This is a genomic window from Asanoa sp. NPDC050611 (genome assembly GCF_040654855.1).
GTDB lineage: Bacteria > Actinomycetota > Actinomycetes > Mycobacteriales > Micromonosporaceae > Asanoa.
The window spans coordinates 1-19,633 of record NZ_JBFAIU010000126.1 but is presented as its reverse complement, the minus strand read 5'-3'; the positions used below and the strand labels follow the sequence as shown (position 1 = coordinate 19,633).

Here is a 19,633-nt window from a genome sequence, read left to right as displayed (position 1 = left end):
CGGAGTCCTGGGCGACGGCCGCGGACGACGGGTGGCGGGCAGCCGCCGGCGGGCGGGTAGGCACCGCCGCCCGAGGTGGGCGGTGGGTAGCCCCCGCCTCCCGAGGTGGGCTGGTATGGGGGCGGCGGGTAGTTAGGGTCGGAAGGACCCTCGCCGGGTGGCCGGGGTGGCTCAGTCATGCCCGACACGGTAGGGGTATCGATCAACGCGCGCCAGATGCGAGTTGTGACTCCTTCTGGACAGCTTGGCGACCGCGAACAGCGATCATCGCTAGGTGGACCGGTGCGTCGTAGACTGGCACTCGCTACAGTCGAGTGCCAGAAGGCTGGAGGGGGTGACGAATGGCTCTCGATGACCGCAAGCTCGACGTGCTGCGGGCGATCGTCGAGGACTACGTCGCCACCCAGGAACCGGTCGGCAGCAAGTCCCTCGTCGAGCGTCACCAGCTGGGCGTTTCCCCCGCCACGGTGCGCAACGACATGGCCGTCCTCGAGGAGGAGGGCTACATCCGGCAGCCGCACACCAGCGCCGGCCGGGTGCCCACCGACCGGGGTTACCGGCTGTTCGTCGACCGGCTGTCGACGGTCAAGCCACTGAGCCCGGCCGAGCGGCGCGCGATCGAGCGGTTCCTGGTCGGCGCGGTCGACCTCGACGACGTCGTGCACCGCACGGTCCGCCTGCTGGCGCAGCTCACCCGCCAGGTCGCCGTCGTGCAATATCCGAGCCTGGCCCGGTCGACGGTCCGCCACCTGGAGCTGGTGCCCATCTCCACCACCCGGCTGATGGTCGTCATGATCGCCAACACGGGCCGGGTCGAGCAGCGGGTGGTCGACCTGCCCGCCCCGATCGACGAGGCCCAGGTCACGACGCTGCGCCGGTTGACCAACGAGAAGCTCTGCGGCAGCAAGCTCGCCGACACGCCCCCACTGGTGCAGGCGCTGGTCGACGAGTCCGCACCGGAGCTGAGCGCGGCCACGGTCGCGCTCTCCACGGTGCTGCTGGAGACGCTCGTCGAGCGGCACGAGGAGCGGGTCGCGCTGGCCGGCACGGCCAACCTGACCCGCGGCGGGCTGCTCGACTTCCAGGGCTCGCTGCGCCCGATCCTCGAGGCGCTGGAGGAAGAGGTCATCCTGCTCAAGCTGATCGGCGAGGTGGAGCCGATCACCCGGGTCCGGATCGGCGACGAGAACGAGATCGACAACCTCCGGTCGACGTCGATCGTGAGCACCGGCTACGGCCCGGGTGTCACCATCGTCGGTGGGCTCGGTGTGCTCGGGCCCACCCGGATGGACTACCCCGGCACCATCGCGACCGTGCGCGCCGTGGCACGCTACGTAGGCGAGATGCTGGCGCAGAACTGAACCACCACCCCCAGACCTGATCACCGGCGGCCGGCACAAGCGAGACGACATGAGGACTCAGAACACAGTGGCCAGGGATTACTACGGGATTCTCGGGATCGCCCGAGACGCCAGCGACGACGACATCAAGCGCGCGTACCGGAAGCTGGCGCGTCAGTACCACCCCGACGTCAACCCCGATCCCGCGGCCGCCGAGAAGTTCAAGGAGATCAACGCGGCCTACGAGGTCCTCTCCGACGACCAGAAGCGGCAGATCGTCGACCTCGGCGGCGACCCGCTCGCCCCGGGCGGCGGCGGGCCGGGCGGCGGCCCCGGCGCGGGCCCGTTCGTCGGTTTCCAGGACATCATGGACGCGTTCTTCGGTGCGGCCGGCGGCGGCGCGCGTGGCCCGCGCCCGCGCACCCGGCCCGGCGCCGACGCGATCCTGCGGCTCGAGCTCGACCTGCTGGAGACCGCGTTCGGCGTCGAGGCGCCGATCACGGTCGACACCGCCGTGCTCTGCACCACCTGCTCCGGCGCCGGCACGGCGGCGGGCACCCACCTGGCCACCTGCGAGACGTGTGGCGGCCGCGGCGAGGTCCAGTCGGTCCAGCGCACGTTCCTGGGCCAGGTCGTCTCGTCCCGCCCGTGCACGGTCTGCCAGGGCTACGGCACGGTCATCCCGCACCCGTGCCCGACCTGCGCCGGCGACGGCCGCGTGCGCACCCGGCGCTCGCTGACCGTGAAGATCCCGGCCGGCGTCGAGGACGGCATGCGGATCCGGCTCGCCCAGCAGGGCGAGGTCGGCCCCGGCGGCGGCACGGCCGGCGACCTCTACGTCGAGATCCACGAGCGGCCGCACGACGTCTACTCCCGCAAGGGCGACGACCTGCACTGCCGCGTCACCGTGCCGATGACGGCGGCGGCGCTCGGCACCCGGCTGACCATCAAGACGCTCGACAGCGAGGAGACGGTCGACGTCAAGCCGGGCACCCAGCCCAACTCGACGCTGCGGCTGCGCGCGCGGGGCGTGCCGCACCTGCGCGGCGCCGGCCGCGGCGACCTCTACGTGCACCTCGACGTGCGCACCCCGACCAAGCTGACCGCCGACCAGGAGCGGGTGCTGCGCGAGTTCTCCCGGTCCCGGGGCGAAGAGGTGGCCGAGCTGACCAAGCAGGGCGGCTTCTTCTCGCGGGTACGCGACGCGTTCAACGGCCATTGAGTCGACCCCTGTTCCTCGTCGACGGGCTGCCCTCCGGCGCGGAGTTCGTGCTCGACGGGCCGGAAGGCCGGCACGCCGCGACCGTGCAACGTCTCGGTGTCGGTGAGGAGCTCCTGCTCGCCGACGGCCGTGGGGGCACGGCCGAGGCGGTCGTCACGGCCGCCGGCAAGGGCTCGCTGACCCTGGCGATCACCTCGCGGGGGTACGAGCCCGCGCCCGACCCCCGGCTCGTCGTCGTGCAGGGCATCGCCAAGGGCGACCGGGGCGAGCTGGCCGTGCAGGCGATGACCGAGGTCGGCGTCGACGAGATCGTGCCGTGGGCGGCCGCCCGCTCGGTGGCCCGCTGGCGGGCCGAGCGCGGCGACAAGGCGCGCGAGCGCTGGGTGGCCACGGCCCGGGAGGCGGCCAAGCAGTCCCGGCGCTCCTGGTGCCCGACGGTCGCCGGTGACCCCGACGAGTCGACCCGCCGGGTGGCCGCCCGGCTCGGCGCGGCCGCCGCGGCGTTCGTGCTGCACGAGGAGGCGTCCGCCGCCCTGGCCACCGCGCCGCTGCCGGAGAAGGGCGACGTGGTCCTGGTGGTCGGTCCCGAAGGCGGCATCGCGCCGGACGAGGTCGCCGCGTTCGCGGCCGCCGGCGCGACGACGGTGCGACTGGGCCCGACGGTGCTGCGCACGTCGACGGCGGGAGTCGCGGCACTGGCGGTGCTGAGCGCCCGGCTCGGCCGCTGGAACCCTTAGCCGGCACAGGAAACACACAGGTCGGCCGGCAAACTCCATCGAACATGGTCGACGGCCGGCACCCACGGGGGAAGGCGCCGGCCGTCCCATATACGAGACCACATCACCCGGTCTTCAGCAAGTCCGCCCTCCCCGTTCGAGCGAACGTCGAACATTCGCCATTTGCCGACCAGGGCAAGATCGTCCTTTGGTCACACATCGACCGTGGCAGTCAGTTTCGGATCGTTGACCGCGGCCGACGCCTCGACCCGGTAGGTGCCCGGCACGGTCCGCCACGCGCCGTCGACCCAGACCTGGAAGGTCCGCTCCGGCAAGGGGACCCGGACGGTCACGGCCTCGCCCGGTGCCGCGGTGACGTTGACGAACCCGGCCAGCCAGCGCGCCGGTCGCACCGGGCCGTCGCCGGTGGTCGCGCCGACGTACACCTGCACGACCTCGCGGCCGGCCCGTGCGCCGGTGTTCCGGACCGTGACCACGGCCGCGCCGGACTCGACGGTGAGCGACTCGTACGCCCAGGTCGTGTAGCCCAGCCCGTGGCCGAACGGGAAGAGCGGTTCGGCGGTCCAGCCCCGGTAGCCGATCAGCACGTCCTCGTCGTACGTCAGCGTGCCGTCGGTCGGCGTGGTGGACAGCACCGGCAGGTCCGCCGTCGCCCGCGGCCAGGTGGTCGGCAGCCGGCCGCCCGGCTCGGCGGCCCCGAGCAGCACGTCGGCCAGCGCCGCACCGGCCTCCTGACCCGGGAACCAGGTCAGCAGCACCGCCGCGACGTCGTCGACCCACGGCATCAGCACCGGCGAACCGGCGTTGACCACGACCACGGTGCGCGGGTTGGCCGCCGCGACCCGGGCGACCAGCTCGTCCTGCCGGCCCGGCAGGTCCAGCGACGTGCGGTCGAAGCCCTCGGACTCGACCTCCTCGGTGGTGCCGACGACCACGACGGCGACGTCGGCCTCCGCCGCGACCCGGGCCGCCTCGTCGAGCAGCGTCTCGTCGTCGGCGACGGGGCGGCCGTGGCCGAGGGTCAGCGTCACGAACCCGTGCCGGCCCGGGTAGATCTGGTGCGACAGCACGACGTCGACCGGCTTGCCGGCGACCGCCTCGACCGGGACGCGGTTCTCGACCGGCGTGAGGAACGCGGTGGTCACCGGGTCGTCGCCGGGCGCGTAGACCTGCTCCTCGAACACCGTCTCGCCGCCGACCCGCAGCACCAGGTTGCCGAAGCCGTTGGCGGCCAGCAGGTGGGTGCCGGTGACCGACGGCGTGAACGTCGCGGAGATCTCGACGGTCGCGGCGGAGGCGGGGTCGACGCCGGCGGGCAGGTCGCCCATCCAGCGCACGTCGGCGGCGTCGATCGTCGACTCGTAGAGCGCCTCGCCGGCGGCGTCGCGCAGCGTCGTGGTGATCGGCGTCCACTCCAGTCCGGTGGCCGCGGCCAGCTCCGGGCGCGGGTCGGCGCCGACGGCGTAGACCACCTCGGTGCCGGGCAGCGCGGCGGTCAGGCCGGCCAGCGGCGACACGATGTGCCGGGGCAGCACCCGGGCCGAGCCGCCGCCCAGGATCCGGGCGTCGTCGGCCAGCGCACCGAACACCGCGACCTTGCGCAGCGCGCCGGCGTCGAGGGGGAGCACGCCGCCCTCGTTGCGGGCGAGCACGAACGAGCGGCTCGCGATCTCCCGCGCCGCGGCATCGACGTCGAGCTCGGTGGTCGCGGCCGAGGCCGGCACCACCGGCGGCACCCGGTCCCACGCGCCGACGCGGCCGGCGAGCAGCAGGATGCGGCGGACCTTGTCGTCGATCTGCTCCTCGGACACGTCACCGGCGCGGACGGCGGCGACCAGCTTGTCGCCCCACGGCGCGGCGAACGCCGGCATCGCGACGTCGAGGCCGCCGGTCGCGGCGGGCACGGTGGTGCGGGCGGCGGTCCAGTCGGACACGACCGCGCCGTCGAACTGCCACTCGCCCTTGAGCAGGCCGTTGATCAGCTCGTCGTGCTCGGTCATCGTCGAGCCGTTGACGCCGTTGTACGCGGCCATCAGGCTCCACACGCCGGCGGCCACGATCCGCTCGAACGGCACGAGGTAGAGCTCGCGCAGCGCACGCTGCGACACCCGGACGTCGACGGTGAACCGCTCGGTCTCGGAGTCGTTGGCGACGTAGTGCTTGACCTGCGCGCCGACGCCCTGCGACTGGAGGCCGGCCACGTATCCGAGACCGATCTCGGCGGTCAGCAGCGGGTCCTCGGAGTAGCACTCGAAGTGCCGGCCGGCCAGCGGGCTGCGGTGCAGGTTGACGGTCGGCGCGAGCAGGATGTGGATGCCCCGGGACCGGCACTCCTGCCCGAGCACCCGGCCGGCCAGGCGGGACACCTCCGGGTCCCAGGTCGCGGCGAGCGCCGTCGGGCTGGGCAATGCCACCGACGGGTTGTCGGGCGCCCACACCACGCCGCGGACGCCGATCGGGCCGTCCGACATGGTGAGGCTGGCCAGCCCGATCTCAGGGATCGCCGGCAGCCGCCAGTAGTCCTGACCTGTGAGAAGTCGGACTTTGGTCTCGAGGTCGAGGGTCGCGAGAGCGCTCTCTATCGCGGCCCGATGTCCTGTCTGCTCCACGCGGGTCATCATGCCTTATCCGGTCGTCACTACGATCCCCTCGTGAACGACTGCCTGATCTGCCGGATCGTGGCCGGGGAGCTGCCGGCGACCGTGGTCCGCGAGACCGACACCACGCTGGCCTTCCGCGACATCAACCCGAAGGCCGAGGTGCACGTGCTCGTCGTGACGAAGGCGCACTACGCCGACATCGCCACCCTCGCGACGGACGACCAGGAGCTGGCCGGCGACCTGATGGCGACCGTGGCGGTGGTCGCCGAGACCGAGGGGCTGCTGGCCGACGGCTTCCGGACCATCTTCAACACCGGCGTGTACGGCGGCCAGGAACTCGACCACGTCCACGCGCACGTGCTGGGCGGCGAGCCGCTCGGCCCGATGGTCTGCAAGTGAAGGCGCTCGACCGGCTGGTCCGGGAGACCCAGGCCCAGGCCCGCATCCCGGCGCTGTCCGCCGCCGTGCACCGGGCCGACCGTCCGTTGTGGAGCCTCGCGGTCGGTGCCGAGCCCGCGGCCGCGTTCCGGATCGGCTCTGTCACCAAGACCTTCACCGCGGTGCTGGTCATGCGCGCCCGCGACGCGGGCCTGCTCGACCTCGACGACCCGATCGGCCGGCACCTCGAGGTGCCCGCGCACGGCGAGCTGACGATCCGCCGGCTGCTCTCGCACACCAGCGGCATCCAGCGCGAGCCGTACGGGGACGTCTGGGACACCCTGGTCGCGCCCGACGCGCCCACGCTCGTCGCCGACCTGGAGCGCGCGGAGCGGGTGCTGCCGCCGGCCCGCCGCTACCACTACTCGAACCTGGGCGTCGCCCTGCTCGGCCTGGCCGTCGCCCGGCTGCGCGGTGGCACCTGGGGCGAGGTGCTCGCCGACGAGGTGCTCGGGCCGCTGGGCCTGACCGACACCTCGGTCGCCCGGCCGGCCTCCGCCACCACGGGCTACCTGGTCGACGTCTACTCCGACGCCGCCCGGGCCGAGCCGCCGATGGACTTCGGCGCGGTCGGCCCGGCCGCGCAGCTCTGGAGCACGGCCGCCGACATGGCCAAGTGGGGAGCGTTCCTCGCCGACCCCGCGGCCGTCGACCCGGCCGGCGCGGTCCTGGCGCCCGCCACGCTCGAGGAGATGCGCTGGCCGGTCACGACCACCGACCAGGGGCTCTGGGCGGTCGGCTTCGGCCTCGGGCTGATCCTGGTGCCGCGCGGCGAGCGGGTTGTGCACGTCGGCCACGACGGGGCGATGCCCGGCTTCTTGGCCGGCGTCTACGGGCGGCCGCGGGCGCTGACCGGCCAGCCCGGCCCGGCCGGTTTCGGTGCCGCGGTGCTCGGCGCCTCCGGCACGGCGCTGGAGACCGTGGAGCTGCCGCACAAGCTGCTGGCCGCGGCCGTCGAGAACGACCCGGCGGAGATCGAGCCGTGGACGCCGGGCGAGCCGGCGCCGGAGGCCTACCGGTCGGTGCTCGGGCGCTGGTGGAGCGAGGGCTTCGAGCACGTGTTCAGCTGGCACGACGGGGCGCTGCGGTCCCGGAACGCGTTGTCGCCGGCCGGCGTCCCACCGGCGGTGTTCCGTCCATCAGCCGACAATCCGGACATTCTTCGCACCGTATCCGGTCGTGAGGTTGGCGAGTTGCTCCGGTTGACGCGTGATGCCGACGGGCGGGTCGTGCGCATGCACTGGGCCACCTATCGGTTCACCCGGGATCAGCAGACGTTCGAGGGGCACTCCTTCACGGCCTGAAATGGGCGCGGTGCCTCGGACGTTCAACCGATACGATTGACTCCTACGTCCGCACGAGATGAGAGCAGGTGGCGCAGGGCCCGCGGGTCCGACTTATGACCGGCACTCCACCCCCCGGCCAGCCCCGGGTGCAGACCAAGATCACGGTGCCCGATCCGCAGATCATGGTCAACCTCCTCGGCGCGGGAGACGAGATCCTGCGACTCGTCGAACGCTCGGTAGCCAGCGACGTCCACGTGCGCGGCAACGAGATCACCATCACCGGTGCCCCTGCGGAGAACGCGCAGGCCGAGCGCCTGTTCACCGAGCTTCTCGAGCTCATCCAGAAGGGCGAGACGCTGACCACCGACGCGGTCCGCCGCACGGTCGGGATGCTCGAGCAGGGCACGGTCGAGCGCCCCGCGGAGGTGCTCACCCTCAACATCCTCTCCCGCCGCGGGCGCACCATCCGCCCCAAGACGCTGGGCCAGAAGCGCTACGTCGACGCGATCGACGAGAACACCGTCGTCTTCGGCATCGGCCCCGCCGGCACCGGCAAGACCTACCTGGCCATGGCCAAGGCCGTCCAGGCCCTGCAGGCCAAGCAGGTCAACCGGATCATCCTGACGCGGCCCGCGGTCGAGGCCGGTGAGCGGCTCGGCTTCCTGCCCGGCACGCTCTACGAGAAGATCGACCCCTACCTGCGCCCGCTCTACGACGCGCTGCACGACATGCTCGACCCCGAGTCGATCCCGAAGCTGATGGCGGCGGGCACGATCGAGGTCGCGCCGCTGGCCTACATGCGCGGCCGCACGCTCAACGACGCGTTCATCATCCTCGACGAGGCCCAGAACACGACGCCCGAGCAGATGAAGATGTTCCTGACCCGGCTCGGGTTCGGTTCGAAGGTCGTCGTCACCGGCGACATCACCCAGGTCGACCTGCCCGGCGGCTCGACCAGCGGGCTGCGCCTGGTGCGCGAGATCCTCGACGGGCTCGACGACATCCACTTCGCGACGCTGAGCAGCAGCGACGTGGTGCGGCACCGGCTCGTCGGCGAGATCGTCGACGCCTACGGCAAGTGGGACGCCGAGCGCGAGGCCCGGCAGGCCCAGGGCGTGCACGCGGTGCCCGGCCGGGGCGCGGCGGCCCAGCGCACCAGCCGGCGCCGATAGAGCTTTTTCCGAAAGAGGCAGTGTTGTCCATCGAGATCGCCAACGAGTCCGGCGTCGCCGTCGACACCGACGAGGTGCTCGCCGTCGCCCGCCACGCCCTCGACGAGATGGGTGTCAACCCGCTCGCCGAGCTGTCCGTGCTGCTCGTCGACGTCGACTACATGACCGAGCTCAACCACCGCTGGATGGGCGGTGACGGCCCCACCGACGTGCTCGCCTTCCCCATGGACGAGGGCAGCGTCGACCACGGCCCGGGCGAGGTGACCGGCTCCGAGCCGGCCCTGCTCGGCGACATCGTGCTGTGCCCCGAGGTGGCCGCCAAGCAGGCGGTGACCGCCGGCCACTCGGCCGCCGACGAGCTGCACCTGCTCACCGTGCACGGGGTCCTCCACCTGCTGGGCTACGACCACGCGGAGCCGGAGGAGGAGCGGGAGATGTTCGAGCTGCAGTCGCGGCTCCTGACCGGCTGGCGGGCGGCGCGGGCACGGTGATCCACTTAGCCGCCGACGCCGCCGCGGTCCAGCCGGGACTGCCCGACATCCAGCTCCTGTTGGTCGCCGCGGGCCTCGTCGTCCTCGGCGGGTTCTTCGCGATGACCGACGCCGCGCTCGGCGCCGTGTCACCGGCCCGGGCCGGCGAACTGGCCCGGGAGGGTGTGCGGGGCGCCCGTACGCTGCAGATCGTCGCCTCTGACGCGGTCCGGCACATCAACCTGCTGCTGCTCCTGCGGCTGATCTGCGAGCTGACCGCGACCACGCTGGTCGCCCTGGTCGCGGTGGATACCTGGAACATCGGCTGGCGGGCGGCGCTGGTCACCGCCGGCGCGATGACGGTGGTCAGCTTCGTCGTCGTCGGCGTCGCGCCACGGACGATAGGCCGGCAGAACGCGTACGCGGTCGGCCGCGCCACCGCGCCGCTGGTGCGCTGGCTGGGCCGGGCGCTCAACCCGCTCGCCTCGTTGCTGATCCTGATCGGCAACGCGGTGACACCGGGGCGCGGCTTCCGCGAGGGCCCGTTCGCCACCCAGGTCGAGCTGCGGGAGCTGGTCGACCTCGCCGAGCAGCGCGGCGTCGTGGAGAGCGGCGAACGCCAGATGATCCACTCGGTGTTCGAGCTCGGCGACACGATCGCCCGCGAGGTGATGGTGCCGCGCACCGACATGGTGTGGATCGAGGGCGGCAAGACGCTGCGCCAGGCGCTGGCGCTGTTCCTGCGCTCCGGCTTCTCCCGGATCCCGGTGATCGGCGAGAACGTCGACGACGTGCTCGGCATCCTCTACCTCAAGGACGTCATACGGCGCAACGAGGGCGGTCTCGACGGCGACGAGGACGTACCGGTCGCCGAGGTGATGCGCGACGCCACGTTCGTGCCCGAGTCCAAGCCCGTCGACGACCTGCTCTCCGAGATGCAGGCCGCGCGTACCCACCTGGTCGTCGTCGTCGACGAGTACGGCGGCACCGCCGGCCTCGTCACGATCGAGGACATCCTCGAGGAGATCGTCGGCGAGATCACCGACGAGTACGACAACGAGCGCCCGCCGATCGAGCACCTCGCGGACGGCGCCGTCCGGGTGGCGGCGCGGGTGCCGGTCGAGGACCTCAGCGAGCTGTTCGACGTCGACCTGCCCACCGACGAGGTCGAGACCGTCGGCGGCCTGCTGGCCCAGGCGCTCGGCCGGGTGCCGATCCCGGGCGCCGAGGCCACCGTCGACGGCCTGCACATGGTCGCCGAGGGCGTGGTCGGTCGGCGCAACCGGATCGACACGGTGCTGGTCCGCCGGGCCTCCCACGACGACAACGACAACGAAGACAGTGACGAGAGGCAACCCGCGGATGTTTGAGTCGCCCCAGCTCGGGCCGCCCGCCCAGCTCGACGCGGAGGACACCAAGCTGGTGACCCTGGCGCGCGGTGCCCGGGCCCGGGCCGCCGCCGTCGAGGGCGCCGCGGTGCGCGACCAGGACGGCCGCACGTACGCCGCGGCGACCGTGGCGCTGCCCTCGCTGAGCATGACCGCGCTGCAGCTCGCCGTCGCCTCGGCGGCCGCCGCCGGCGCCACCAAGATCGAAGCGGCCGCGGTGGTCACCGAGGCCAGCACCCTGGACGGCTCCGGCCACGCCGTGGTCCGCGACCTCTCCGCCGACGCACCGATCCACGTGGCCGCGCCGGACGGCACGGTGCTCGGCACGGTCAGCGCATGAGCGCCACCTACAGGGCCGGCTTCGCCTGTTTCGTCGGGCGCCCCAACGCCGGCAAGTCCACGCTGACCAACGCGATCGTCGGACAGAAGATCGCCATCACGTCGAGCAAGCCGCAGACCACCCGGCACGTGATCCGGGCGGTGCTGCACCGCCCCGAGTCCCAGCTCGTCCTGGTCGACACCCCCGGCCTGCACCGCCCGCGGACCCTGCTCGGCGAGCGCCTCAACGACCTGGTCCGGACCACCTGGAGCGAGGTCGACGTGATCGGCCTGTGCATCCCGGCCAACGAGCCGGTGGGCCGCGGTGACCGGTTCATCACGGGCGAGCTGGGCGAGCTGAAGGCCACCGTGCTGGCCGTCGTCACGAAGACCGACCTGGTCGACAAGGCCACGCTGGCGCGTCAGCTCGCGGCGGTCGGTGAGCTGGCCGACTTCGCCGCGGTGGTCCCGGTCAGCGCGCAGACCGGCGAGCAGGTCGACACGCTGGTCGACGTGATGACCGGCTTCCTCCCGGAGTCGCCGCGGCTCTACCCGGACGACATGGTCACCGACGAGCCGGAGCAGGTGCTGATCGCCGAGCTGGTCCGCGAGGCGGCCCTGGAAGGCGTCCGCGACGAGCTGCCGCACTCGATCGCCGTCGTGGTCGAGGAGATGTTCGACGAGGGTGACGTCACCAAGATCTATGCGGACGTCTACGTCGAGCGCCAGAGCCAGAAAGCTATCGTGATCGGGGCGCGGGCGAGCCGGCTCAAGGAGATCGGCACCCGCTCGCGCCAGGAGATCGAGGCACTCCTGGGCCGCCGGGTCTACCTGGACCTGCACGTACGTGTGGCCAAGGAGTGGCAGCGCGATCCCCGGCAGCTGCGGAAGCTGGGGTTCTGAGCCGGGAGGTGCGATGCGGCGGGTGCTGATCACCGGAGGCGCCGGCCGGATCGGGAGCCTGCTCACGCAGCGTCTCGCCGATGAATACTCGGTGCGTTCGTTCGACGTCGTGCCGCAGGAGGCGGTGGACGGTGTCGAGACCGTCCGTGGCGTGATCGGCGACCTCGACGCGATGGTGGCGGCCTGCGCCGACGTCGACGCGGTCATCCACCTCGCCGGCATACCGAGCGAGTCCGTCTGGGAAGACCTGGTGCGGGTCAACATCGACGGGACGCGCACCGTGCTGGAGGCCGCCCGGCTGGCGGGCGTACCCAAGGTGATCCTGGCCTCGTCGATCCACGCGGCCGGCTTCCGCACACCGACCGCGACCCCGCTCCCGGCGTCGTCCGCGCCGCGACCCGACACCTTCTACGGCTGGACCAAGGGCGCGATCGAGTCGCTCGGCGGGCTCTACAGCGACCGCTTCGGCCTGACCGTGTTCGCCGTGCGGATCGGTGCGTTCCAGGAGACACCGTGGTCCGAAGTGGACGTGCCCATCTGGCTGTCGCCCGACGACTGCGTACGCCTCTTCCGTGCGCTGGTCGACACCCCGGTGACCGGTTTCCGCGTCATCTGGGGCGTGAGCGCGAACGCCGAAGGCTGGCTCGAGCTCGACGGCGAGGTCGGCTACGCACCGGCCGACGACTCCGCCACCGTCGCCCACCTGGCCGCGCCCAGCGACGCGGAAGCGCACGCCCACCTCGGCGGGGTGTTCTGCGCGGTGCCGCTGGGCAGGCCGCTCTGGTGATGTGGGATTGCTCACCGGCGGCTGAGGTTTGACGGTGAAAGATCCCGGGGTACGGCTTGGCCCGATGCGAAACCGTTACATAGACCTCCTGCGCGGGGTGGCCATCGCGCGCGTCGTCGTCTACCACACGTCAGGGTGGACGCTGCTGTCCTTCCTGCCCGCGATGTCCGTGATGTTCGCACTCGGCGGTTCGTTGATGGCGTCCTCATTGGACCGCTCCGGCGTCCGTGCGGTCGGTCGCCGGCTGCGCCGCCTGCTGCCGTCGCTGTGGCTGCTGTCCGCGGTCTTCGTGCCGGCGATGTGGCTGACCGGGCTCGACGCGCACTGGAGGCTGCTGCTCTGGGTGGTGCCGCTGGCCGACCCGCCGGCCAACCACTGGGGCGCGCTCGCGCTGAGCACGATCTGGTACCTGCGCGACTACCTCTGGTTCGTGCTCGTCTCCCCGCTCGCGCTGTGGCTGTTCCGCCGCGCGCCCGTGCCGATGCTGATCGCGCCGTACCTCCTGCTGGTGGTCTTCGAGCTCGGCCTGCTCGCCGGACCGCCGACGCTGCGCGACTTCGGCCTCTACTTCGGCGCCTGGATGCTCGGCTTCGCCCACCATGACGGCCTGCTGCGCCGCTGGTCACGGACGGTGCTCGCGGTCGCCGCCGCGGTCTTCTGCGCCACCGGCCTGGCCTGGATCCTGACGCACCCCGGTTTCCGCGGGTACGACCTCAACGACATCCCGCTCGGCAACGCGCTGTGGTCGGCCGGCCTCATCCTGGTGGCGCTCGGCTTCATGCCCACGCGCGCCGACTGGATCACCCGGTTCGGCTGGTTCGACCGCGTGGTCACCGTGCTCAACTCGCGGGCGCTGACCATCTACCTGTGGCACATGCCGGTCGTGATCCTGGTCGCCTGGGTCGCGTCGCCGCTGGGCTACGAGGGCCTGCAGGTCGATCGGGTGGCGGTCCGGCTGGTCTTCGTCGTGCTGCTCGTGACGGCCGCGGTCGCGGCCTTCGGCTGGGTCGAGGACCTGGCCGCGCGGCGCAGCCCGGTGCTGTTGCCCGGGGCCCGCCGCCGGCCGCCGCTGCCGATCCCGGTCTCGCCGGCGCCCGCCCCTCGCGAACCGGTCGAGCGCCCCACGCTGCTCTGGCGCTGGGACCGCGCGGGCGCACCGGCCCGGTTCGAGGAGCGCCGCCACCACGCCGTGGTCTCGCGCTGGACCAACGGCGCACCCGGTCCGCGGATCTGAAGATTGCCGGCTAGCCGGGATGCGGTCCGTCGCCGGCCGGGGTCATCGTGGTCGGGTGAGGTGCCTCATCGTCGACGACAGCGAGCGGTTCGTCCGGTCGGCCCGGCGGCTGCTCGAGCGCGAGGGCGCGACGGTGGTCGCGACCGCGGCGACCGGTGCCGACGCGCTGGCCGCGGCCGCCGCGACCGCGGTCGACGTCTCGCTGGTCGACGTGCAGCTGGGCGGGGAGAGCGGCGCCGGCGTCGCGGACGCGCTGGCCAGCCGCGGGCTCGGTGGGACGATCCTGCTCATCTCGACGCTGGGCGCCGACGACGTCGCGGACCTGGTGGCGGGCTCGGCCGCGGTCGGTTTCGTGGCCAAGTCCGACTTGTCGGTCGCGGCGATTCAGCGCGCCTCGAGATAGCGGACGACGGCCAGCACCCGGCGGTGGTCGCCCTCGGTCTCGGGCAGCTCGAGCTTCGTCAGGATGCTGCGCACGTGCTTCTCGACCGTGCCCTCGGCCAGCCAGAGCTGCTGCGCGATGCCGGCGTTGGACCGGCCCTCGGCCATCAGCGCCAGCACCTCCCGCTCGCGCGGGCTCAGCGGCGCCAGCGGGTCGACCCGGCGGCGGGCGTTGACCAGCTCGCGGACGAGGTCGGGGTCGACGACGGAGCCGCCCGCCGCCACCCGCTGGACGGCCTCGACGAAGCTCGCCACGTCGGTCACCCGGTTCTTCAGCAGGTAGCCGACGCCGCCCTCCGCGCTGAGCAGCTGCAGCGCGTGCTCGACGGCCACGTGCGCCGAGAGCACCAGGACGCCCGTGCCCGGGTGCCGCGCCCGGATGGTCTCGGCCGCGGTCAGCCCGGCGGTGCGGTCGGGCGGCATGCGGACGTCGAGGATCGCGATGTCGGGCGCCGTCTCCGCGACCAGCGCGACCGCGGTGTCGGCGTCGCCGGCCCGGCCGGCCACCTCGATGCCGGCCTGCGTGAGCAGCCCGGCCAGCCCTTCCCGGAGCAGCACGTCGTCGTCGGCGAGCACCGCCCGGATCGCTGCCATGCTTGCCCCTGTCGTCGGCCGGCGGGTGGGCGGCACCATGGTACGGCTGGTGGAGGGAGCGACGGGGTGCGGATCGGGCTGCTCGGGCGGGTGCTGTTCGGCGCCGGCGTCCCCACGGCGGTCGCCGCCGCGGCGTTCGGGATCATGCTGGGCTCGATCGGCGACGTCCGCGAGTCCCAGGGCCGGGTGGCCACCTCGCAGGAGGCGGTGATCGCGGCCGAGGGGCTGTCCCGTGCCGTCGGTGACGTGGCCCTGGCCCAGCGCGGGCGCCTGCTGGGCGTCGCGGACAGCGCCGCCGCGGAGCTGGCGGCCGCCGATCGCGTGCGGGCGCAGTCGGCGGCGCTCGCCGACCTCGACCTGCGGGGAGCGGGGGAGCAGAGCCGGGTCGTCGACCTGACCGCGGCCTCGGACGCCTACCTGCGCCGGTCGCAGCGCGGCGCCGACCCGGCCGCGGTGCTGCGCGCCGCCGTCGACCACCGGCTCGACGCGTTCCTCGCCCAGGAGCGGGTCGTCGCCGCCGAGCAGGAGCGCGCGGCAGCCACGGCGACGACCCGCGCGGTCACCGCGGCCGGTATCGGGCTGGCCGCGTCGCTGGTGGCGGTCGTGCTCGTGGGCATCTACCTGACCCGGACCGTGTCGCTGCCCATCCGCCGGGCGGGTGCCGTGGCCCGCCGGTTCGCCCGGGGAGACCTCGACGCCCGGCTGGTCACGACCGGCGTGGGGGAGGTGGGCGACCTGGAGCGCGCGCTCAACGCGATGGCGGCCGGGCTGGCGTCGGCCCGTGCGGAGCTGACCGCGTCCCGGGCCCGGATCGTGGCGGCCGACTTCCGGGTGCGCCGGTCGATCGAACGCGACCTGCACGACGGCCTGCAGCAACGGCTGGTGGCGTTGGCGCTGGACCTGCGGGCGCTGCGGGCCGAGGCACCGGAGTCGTTGCGCGCGGAGGTCGACGAGGTCGCGGCGGGCCTCGTGGCGGCGACGGAGGAGCTCCGCGACTTCGTGCACGGGATCCAGCCGGCCGCGCTGACCGAGAGCGGGCTGGGCGCGGCGCTGCGCACGCTCGGCCGCCGGGCCGCGCTGCCGGTCGAGGTGCGGGTCGACCTGGCCGACCGCCTGCCCGCCGACGTGGAGTCGGCCGCCTACTACGTGGTCTCGGAGGCGCTGACCAACGCGACCAAGCACGCCCGGGCGTCCTATGTGGAAGTGTCCGCGGCCGTTGCCGGCGGCGCGCTGGAGGTGGTGGTCCGCGACGACGGTGTGGGCGGCGCCGACCGGGCGGCCGGCACGGGGCTGGTCGGCCTGGCGGACCGGGTCGAGGCCCTCGGCGGGCGGCTGAGTGTGGCCAGCCCGGCCGGCGCGGGCACGACGCTGACGGCGACGATCCCCACTGCCCAGTAGGACCGCTACCGGCTAGCCGGTAGCGCGGATGGTGGCTGGCCACGAAGCGCCGGCGGGGTCGCCGGCGGGACGCTTCCCACATGACGACGTATCCGTACCGCATCACCTACCAGCGGGCCACGACCCGCCGCCGCCACCTGCCCACGTGGTCCCGGATCGTGCTCGGCGGCGGCGCGCTCTGGCTGGCCACCGTGGTCATCACCTTCGTCACCGGCAACGTGAACCTGGTGCCGACCATCATCCTGGTCGGCGCGTTCCTGGTCCCGGTCGCGTTCGTCGCCTGGGCCTTCGACCACGCGGACGCGATCCTCACCCCGTCGAAGATCTTCACGGCCTTCCTGTACGGCGGAGTCCTGGGCGTGCTCGGCGCCTCGATCCTGGAGGCGGCGTTCGTGCACAACACGTCCGCGGGCGGCTTCGTCGGCGTCGGCCTCATCGAGGAGGGCGTCAAGTTGGCGGTGCTGTGGCTGATGGCCCGCCGCCTCGGCCGCTGGACGATGCGCGACGGCCTGGTGCTCGGTGCGACGGTCGGCTTCGGCTTCGCCGCCTTCGAGAGCGCCGGGTACGCGTTCCAGGCGCTGTTCAACGGCCAGAACGGCCTCTCGCTGCTCGGCGTCGTGGAGACCGAGCTCCTGCGCGGGATCCTGACCCCCTTCGGCCACGGCCTCTGGACCGCGATCGCCGGTGCCGCCCTGTTCGCCGTGGCTGCCCGCCGCGGTCGCGCGACCGTGCTGGCCCGGCCGGTCCTGCTCGCCTACGCGGTGATCGCGGCGCTGCACGCGCTCTGGGACGCCAGCGGCCTTGCCGCCGCCTGGCTCACCCTGCACCTGACCGGCACGCCGCAGCAGTGGGCGCAGGCCCGCGAGGGCATCGCGGTCGCGGCCACCGCGGCCCAGCTCCACCTCGACGCCGTGCTGAGCTTCGCCCTTCCCGCCCTCGACGCCGTGGTCGGGCTGGTCCTGGTGATCGCGCTGGCCCTGCGGGTGCGGGCGAGCGAACGTTGATCCCGGCTTCCCGATGCGCACCGTTGTCCAGGCCACGGTGCGCATCGCCGTATTGTCGATACAACCGTCCGTTTTCGAGGAGTGCCCGCCATGGCGTCGCCGGTCGTCCAATCGCTGCCTCGCCAGATCCGCGAGTACATCGTCGAGGGGATCGTCAACGGGCGCTGGAAGCCCGGCGAGCGGATCGTCGAGCGGCGGATCGCGGCTGAGCTCAACGTCAGCCAGACGCCGATCCGCGAGGCGCTGCGGGAGCTGGAGGTGCTCCGGCTGATCGAGTCGGCGCCCAACAAGGGCGTCCGGGTCCGCAACCTGACCGCGGCCGATCTCGAGGAGATCTACCCCGTGCGGGCGGCCCTGGAGCAGCTCGCCGCGACGCTCGCCGCGGCCGGGCTCGGCGCCGACGTGTCCGTCCTGGAGCCCGAGGTGGCCGCCCTCTACGCGGCGGACCGCGGCGGCGACTCCGAGGCCCAGGTGCGGCACACGGTGCAGTTCCACCGCCAGCTGGTCCGCGCGTCCGGCAACACCGTGCTGCTGCACGCCTGGGAGTCGCTCGGCATCGAGGTGTGGACGAACCTGTCGATCCGGTGGTTGGGGACCAGGCAGCAGTCGTACGCGGAGGAGCACGAGGCCATCGTCGAGGCCTTCCGGCGGCGGGATCCGCGGATCGGTGAGCTGGTCAAGGAGCACGTGCTCGGCTGCGCGCCGCAGCTCTGAGCCTTCGTACCCCCGGCTGGGTTTCTGCATTCGGCCTTTGATCGATCATCGATCAGAGGGCTATTATTGGGTCAGGCAGAAGCACCCAGAAGGTGGCGCAGCATGACCGATATCGGGCGAAAGCCGGCAAGCGCACTCGACCAGATCCCCGACCGCGACCCGGAGGAGACCGCCGAGTGGGCCGCCTCACTCGACGCCGTCCGGACGGCCGCCGGTCCGAAGCGGGCCGCGTACCTGATGCGGCGCACGCTCGAGCACGGCGCGCGCACCGGCCTGGAGCTGCCCGCGCTGCTGGAGACGGACTACGTCAACACCATCCCCACCGCCGACGAGCCGGAGTTCCCCGGCGACGAGGCGATGGAGCAGCGGATCACCGCATGGAACCGGTGGAACGCCGCCGCGATGGTGAGCCGGGGGAGCCGGCTCGGGCTCGGCGGCCACATCGCCACCTTCGCCTCCGCGGCCTGGCTCTACGAGACCGGCTTCCAGCACTTCTTCAAGGGCAAGGAGGCCGACGGGTCGGGCGACCAGCTCTACATCCAGGGCCACGCCTCGCCCGGCGTCTACGCCCGTGCGTTCCTGGACGGGCGGCTGAGCGCAGATCAGCTCGACCGCTTCCGGCAGGAGGTCGGCGGTGACGGGCTGCCGTCCTACCCGCACCCCCGCCGGCTGCCGTGGCTATGGGAGTTCGCGACGGTGTCGATGGGCCTCGGCCCGCTGTCGGCGATCTACCAGGCGCGGTTCAACCGCTACCTGCAGCACCGGGGCATCAAGGACACGTCGGCGTCCCATGTCTGGGCCTTCCTCGGCGACGGCGAGATGGACGAGCCGGAGTCGACCGCCGCGCTCGCGCTGGCCGGTCGCGAGGGCCTCGACAACCTCACCTTCGTGATCAACTGCAACCTGCAGCGGCTCGACGGCCCGGTCCGGGCCAACTTCAAGATCGTTCAGGAGCTGGAGGCCCAGTTCCGGGCCGCGGGCTGGAACGTCGTGAAGGCGCTCTGGGGCTCGGCGTGGGACGAGCTGTTCGCGCTCGACACCACGGGCGCGCTCGTCCGCCGGCTCCGCGAGGTCCCGGACGGGCAGTTCCAGACGTACGCCGCCCGCGACGCGGCGTACATCCGCGAGCACTTCTTCGGCGCCGACCCGGCGCTGGTCGCGATGGCCGCCGGGCTGAGCGACGAGAAGATCATCGAGTGCTTCCAGCACTCGCGGGCGGGTCACGAGCCCCGCAAGGTGTACGCCGCCTACCAGGCCGCCGTGTCGCACCGCGGCGCGCCGACCGTGATCCTGGTCCAGACGATCAAGGGCTACACGCTCGGCCCCGGCTTCGAGTCGCGCAACGCGAACCACCAGATGAAGAAGCTGACGGGCGCGGAGTTCCGCGCGCTACGCGACCTCCTGGAGCTGCCCATTCCGGACAGTGAGCTGGCTGGGGACCTGATGCCCTATGCGCACCCGGGCCCGGACTCCCCAGAGGTGCGTTACCTCCGGTCGCGCCGCGCCGCCCTGGGCGGCCCTGCCCCGGCGCGCCAGGTCCGCCCGGTTTCGTTGCCGCCGCCGTCGGCCAAGCCGTTCGAGGCGCTG

The 19,633-nt window shown here is 72.9% G+C and carries 18 protein-coding genes and 1 pseudogene; 17 read left to right on the top strand and 2 right to left on the bottom strand.

Going from position 1 to position 19,633, the window contains the following annotated elements; all coding sequences use genetic code 11:
• The first annotated feature begins 341 nt into the window (after positions 1 to 341).
• The 3 genes from hrcA to AB0H87_RS20395 all read left to right on the top strand — a co-directional run bounded on the left by hrcA (position 342) and on the right by AB0H87_RS20395 (position 3,299).
• The gene (gene hrcA / locus AB0H87_RS20405; RefSeq protein WP_360147579.1) at positions 342 to 1,361 is read left to right on the top strand and encodes a heat-inducible transcriptional repressor HrcA; all 1,020 of its coding nucleotides are present in this window, start codon (positions 342 to 344) and stop codon (positions 1,359 to 1,361) included.
• Between the two features lie 67 nt (positions 1,362 to 1,428).
• Positions 1,429 to 2,562 (top strand): molecular chaperone DnaJ, encoded by a 1,134-nt coding sequence (dnaJ, locus tag AB0H87_RS20400; RefSeq protein WP_360147585.1) that lies wholly within the window; start codon positions 1,429 to 1,431, stop codon positions 2,560 to 2,562.
• The gene (locus tag AB0H87_RS20395; protein WP_360147576.1) at positions 2,559 to 3,299 is read left to right on the top strand and encodes a 16S rRNA (uracil(1498)-N(3))-methyltransferase; all 741 of its coding nucleotides are present in this window, start codon (positions 2,559 to 2,561) and stop codon (positions 3,297 to 3,299) included. Before dnaJ ends, AB0H87_RS20395 begins: the two co-directional genes overlap by 4 nt.
• A 191-nt stretch (positions 3,300 to 3,490) precedes the next feature.
• On the opposite strand, the gene AB0H87_RS20390 is transcribed toward AB0H87_RS20395, so the two are convergent.
• Positions 3,491 to 5,908 (bottom strand): glycoside hydrolase family 3 C-terminal domain-containing protein, encoded by a 2,418-nt coding sequence (locus AB0H87_RS20390; protein WP_360147573.1) that lies wholly within the window; start codon positions 5,906 to 5,908, stop codon positions 3,491 to 3,493.
• Between the two features lie 42 nt (positions 5,909 to 5,950).
• Between AB0H87_RS20390 and AB0H87_RS20385 the strand changes: the two genes are divergently transcribed.
• The 10 genes from AB0H87_RS20385 (at position 5,951) to AB0H87_RS20340 (ending at position 14,298) form a co-directional block, all read left to right on the top strand.
• Positions 5,951 to 6,298 (top strand): histidine triad nucleotide-binding protein, encoded by a 348-nt coding sequence (locus AB0H87_RS20385; RefSeq protein WP_360147570.1) that lies wholly within the window; start codon positions 5,951 to 5,953, stop codon positions 6,296 to 6,298.
• Positions 6,295 to 7,641, top strand: a complete 1,347-nt coding sequence (locus AB0H87_RS20380) for a serine hydrolase domain-containing protein (RefSeq protein WP_360147567.1) — start codon at positions 6,295 to 6,297, stop codon at positions 7,639 to 7,641. The genes AB0H87_RS20385 and AB0H87_RS20380 overlap by 4 nt, the downstream gene beginning before the upstream one ends.
• Before the next feature lie 95 nt (positions 7,642 to 7,736).
• The gene (locus AB0H87_RS20375; RefSeq protein ID WP_360147564.1) at positions 7,737 to 8,795 is read left to right on the top strand and encodes a PhoH family protein; all 1,059 of its coding nucleotides are present in this window, start codon (positions 7,737 to 7,739) and stop codon (positions 8,793 to 8,795) included.
• A gap of 23 nt (positions 8,796 to 8,818) precedes the next feature.
• On the top strand, positions 8,819 to 9,286 hold the full coding sequence (gene ybeY, locus AB0H87_RS20370; protein ID WP_360147561.1) for an rRNA maturation RNase YbeY: 468 nt from the start codon (positions 8,819 to 8,821) through the stop codon (positions 9,284 to 9,286).
• A complete protein-coding gene (locus tag AB0H87_RS20365) occupies positions 9,283 to 10,635 on the top strand; it encodes a hemolysin family protein (RefSeq protein ID WP_360147558.1) in 1,353 nt (450 codons plus the stop codon). The genes ybeY and AB0H87_RS20365 overlap by 4 nt, the downstream gene beginning before the upstream one ends.
• Positions 10,628 to 10,993 carry a cytidine deaminase gene (locus AB0H87_RS20360; protein ID WP_360147555.1) on the top strand — a complete coding sequence of 122 codons (366 nt, stop codon included), beginning with the start codon at positions 10,628 to 10,630 and terminating at the stop codon, positions 10,991 to 10,993. Before AB0H87_RS20365 ends, AB0H87_RS20360 begins: the two co-directional genes overlap by 8 nt.
• The gene (gene era, locus AB0H87_RS20355; protein ID WP_360147552.1) at positions 10,990 to 11,874 is read left to right on the top strand and encodes a GTPase Era; all 885 of its coding nucleotides are present in this window, start codon (positions 10,990 to 10,992) and stop codon (positions 11,872 to 11,874) included. The genes AB0H87_RS20360 and era overlap by 4 nt, the downstream gene beginning before the upstream one ends.
• Before the next feature lie 13 nt (positions 11,875 to 11,887).
• A complete protein-coding gene (locus AB0H87_RS20350) occupies positions 11,888 to 12,661 on the top strand; it encodes an NAD(P)-dependent oxidoreductase (RefSeq protein WP_360147549.1) in 774 nt (257 codons plus the stop codon).
• Between the two features lie 64 nt (positions 12,662 to 12,725).
• Positions 12,726 to 13,895: an acyltransferase gene (locus tag AB0H87_RS20345; RefSeq protein ID WP_360147546.1), complete on the top strand. Its 1,170-nt coding sequence runs from the start codon at positions 12,726 to 12,728 to the stop codon at positions 13,893 to 13,895.
• Between the two features lie 55 nt (positions 13,896 to 13,950).
• The gene (locus AB0H87_RS20340) at positions 13,951 to 14,298 is read left to right on the top strand and encodes a response regulator (RefSeq protein WP_360147543.1); all 348 of its coding nucleotides are present in this window, start codon (positions 13,951 to 13,953) and stop codon (positions 14,296 to 14,298) included.
• Here the strand turns inward: AB0H87_RS20340 and AB0H87_RS20335 are convergent.
• Complete coding sequence (locus AB0H87_RS20335) at positions 14,280 to 14,921, bottom strand: response regulator transcription factor (RefSeq protein ID WP_360147582.1); 642 nt, start codon at positions 14,919 to 14,921, stop codon at positions 14,280 to 14,282. The genes AB0H87_RS20340 and AB0H87_RS20335 overlap by 19 nt on opposite strands.
• 75 nt (positions 14,922 to 14,996) lie before the next feature.
• Here AB0H87_RS20335 and AB0H87_RS20330 point away from each other — a divergent pair, with 75 nt between their 5' ends.
• The 4 genes and pseudogenes from AB0H87_RS20330 to AB0H87_RS20315 all read left to right on the top strand — a co-directional run.
• Positions 14,997 to 16,328, top strand: coding sequence for a histidine kinase (locus AB0H87_RS20330; protein WP_360147540.1), 1,332 nt, complete (start codon positions 14,997 to 14,999; stop codon positions 16,326 to 16,328).
• Between the two features lie 80 nt (positions 16,329 to 16,408).
• Positions 16,409 to 17,332 (top strand): PrsW family glutamic-type intramembrane protease, encoded by a 924-nt coding sequence (locus AB0H87_RS20325; protein WP_360147537.1) that lies wholly within the window; start codon positions 16,409 to 16,411, stop codon positions 17,330 to 17,332.
• A gap of 90 nt (positions 17,333 to 17,422) precedes the next feature.
• Positions 17,423 to 18,046 (top strand): GntR family transcriptional regulator, encoded by a 624-nt coding sequence (locus AB0H87_RS20320; RefSeq protein ID WP_360147534.1) that lies wholly within the window; start codon positions 17,423 to 17,425, stop codon positions 18,044 to 18,046.
• A 102-nt stretch (positions 18,047 to 18,148) separates the two neighbouring features.
• Positions 18,149 to 19,633: pseudogene (locus tag AB0H87_RS20315) on the top strand (pyruvate dehydrogenase (acetyl-transferring), homodimeric type); the annotation flags it as partial.

Bases quoted from the DNA above. Each gene is read 5' to 3' on its own strand.
- hrcA (WP_360147579.1), top strand. From the start codon at position 342: ATGGCTCTCGATGACCGCAAGCTCGACGTGCTGCGGGCGATCGTCGAG.
- AB0H87_RS20375 (WP_360147564.1), top strand. From the start codon at position 7,737: ATGACCGGCACTCCACCCCCCGGCCAGCCCCGGGTGCAGACCAAGATC.
- AB0H87_RS20360 (WP_360147555.1), top strand. From the start codon at position 10,628: ATGTTTGAGTCGCCCCAGCTCGGGCCGCCCGCCCAGCTCGACGCGGAG.
- era (WP_360147552.1), top strand. From the start codon at position 10,990: ATGAGCGCCACCTACAGGGCCGGCTTCGCCTGTTTCGTCGGGCGCCCC.
- AB0H87_RS20350 (WP_360147549.1), top strand. From the start codon at position 11,888: ATGCGGCGGGTGCTGATCACCGGAGGCGCCGGCCGGATCGGGAGCCTG.
- AB0H87_RS20345 (WP_360147546.1), top strand. From the start codon at position 12,726: ATGCGAAACCGTTACATAGACCTCCTGCGCGGGGTGGCCATCGCGCGC.
- AB0H87_RS20325 (WP_360147537.1), top strand. From the start codon at position 16,409: ATGACGACGTATCCGTACCGCATCACCTACCAGCGGGCCACGACCCGC.
- AB0H87_RS20320 (WP_360147534.1), top strand. From the start codon at position 17,423: ATGGCGTCGCCGGTCGTCCAATCGCTGCCTCGCCAGATCCGCGAGTAC.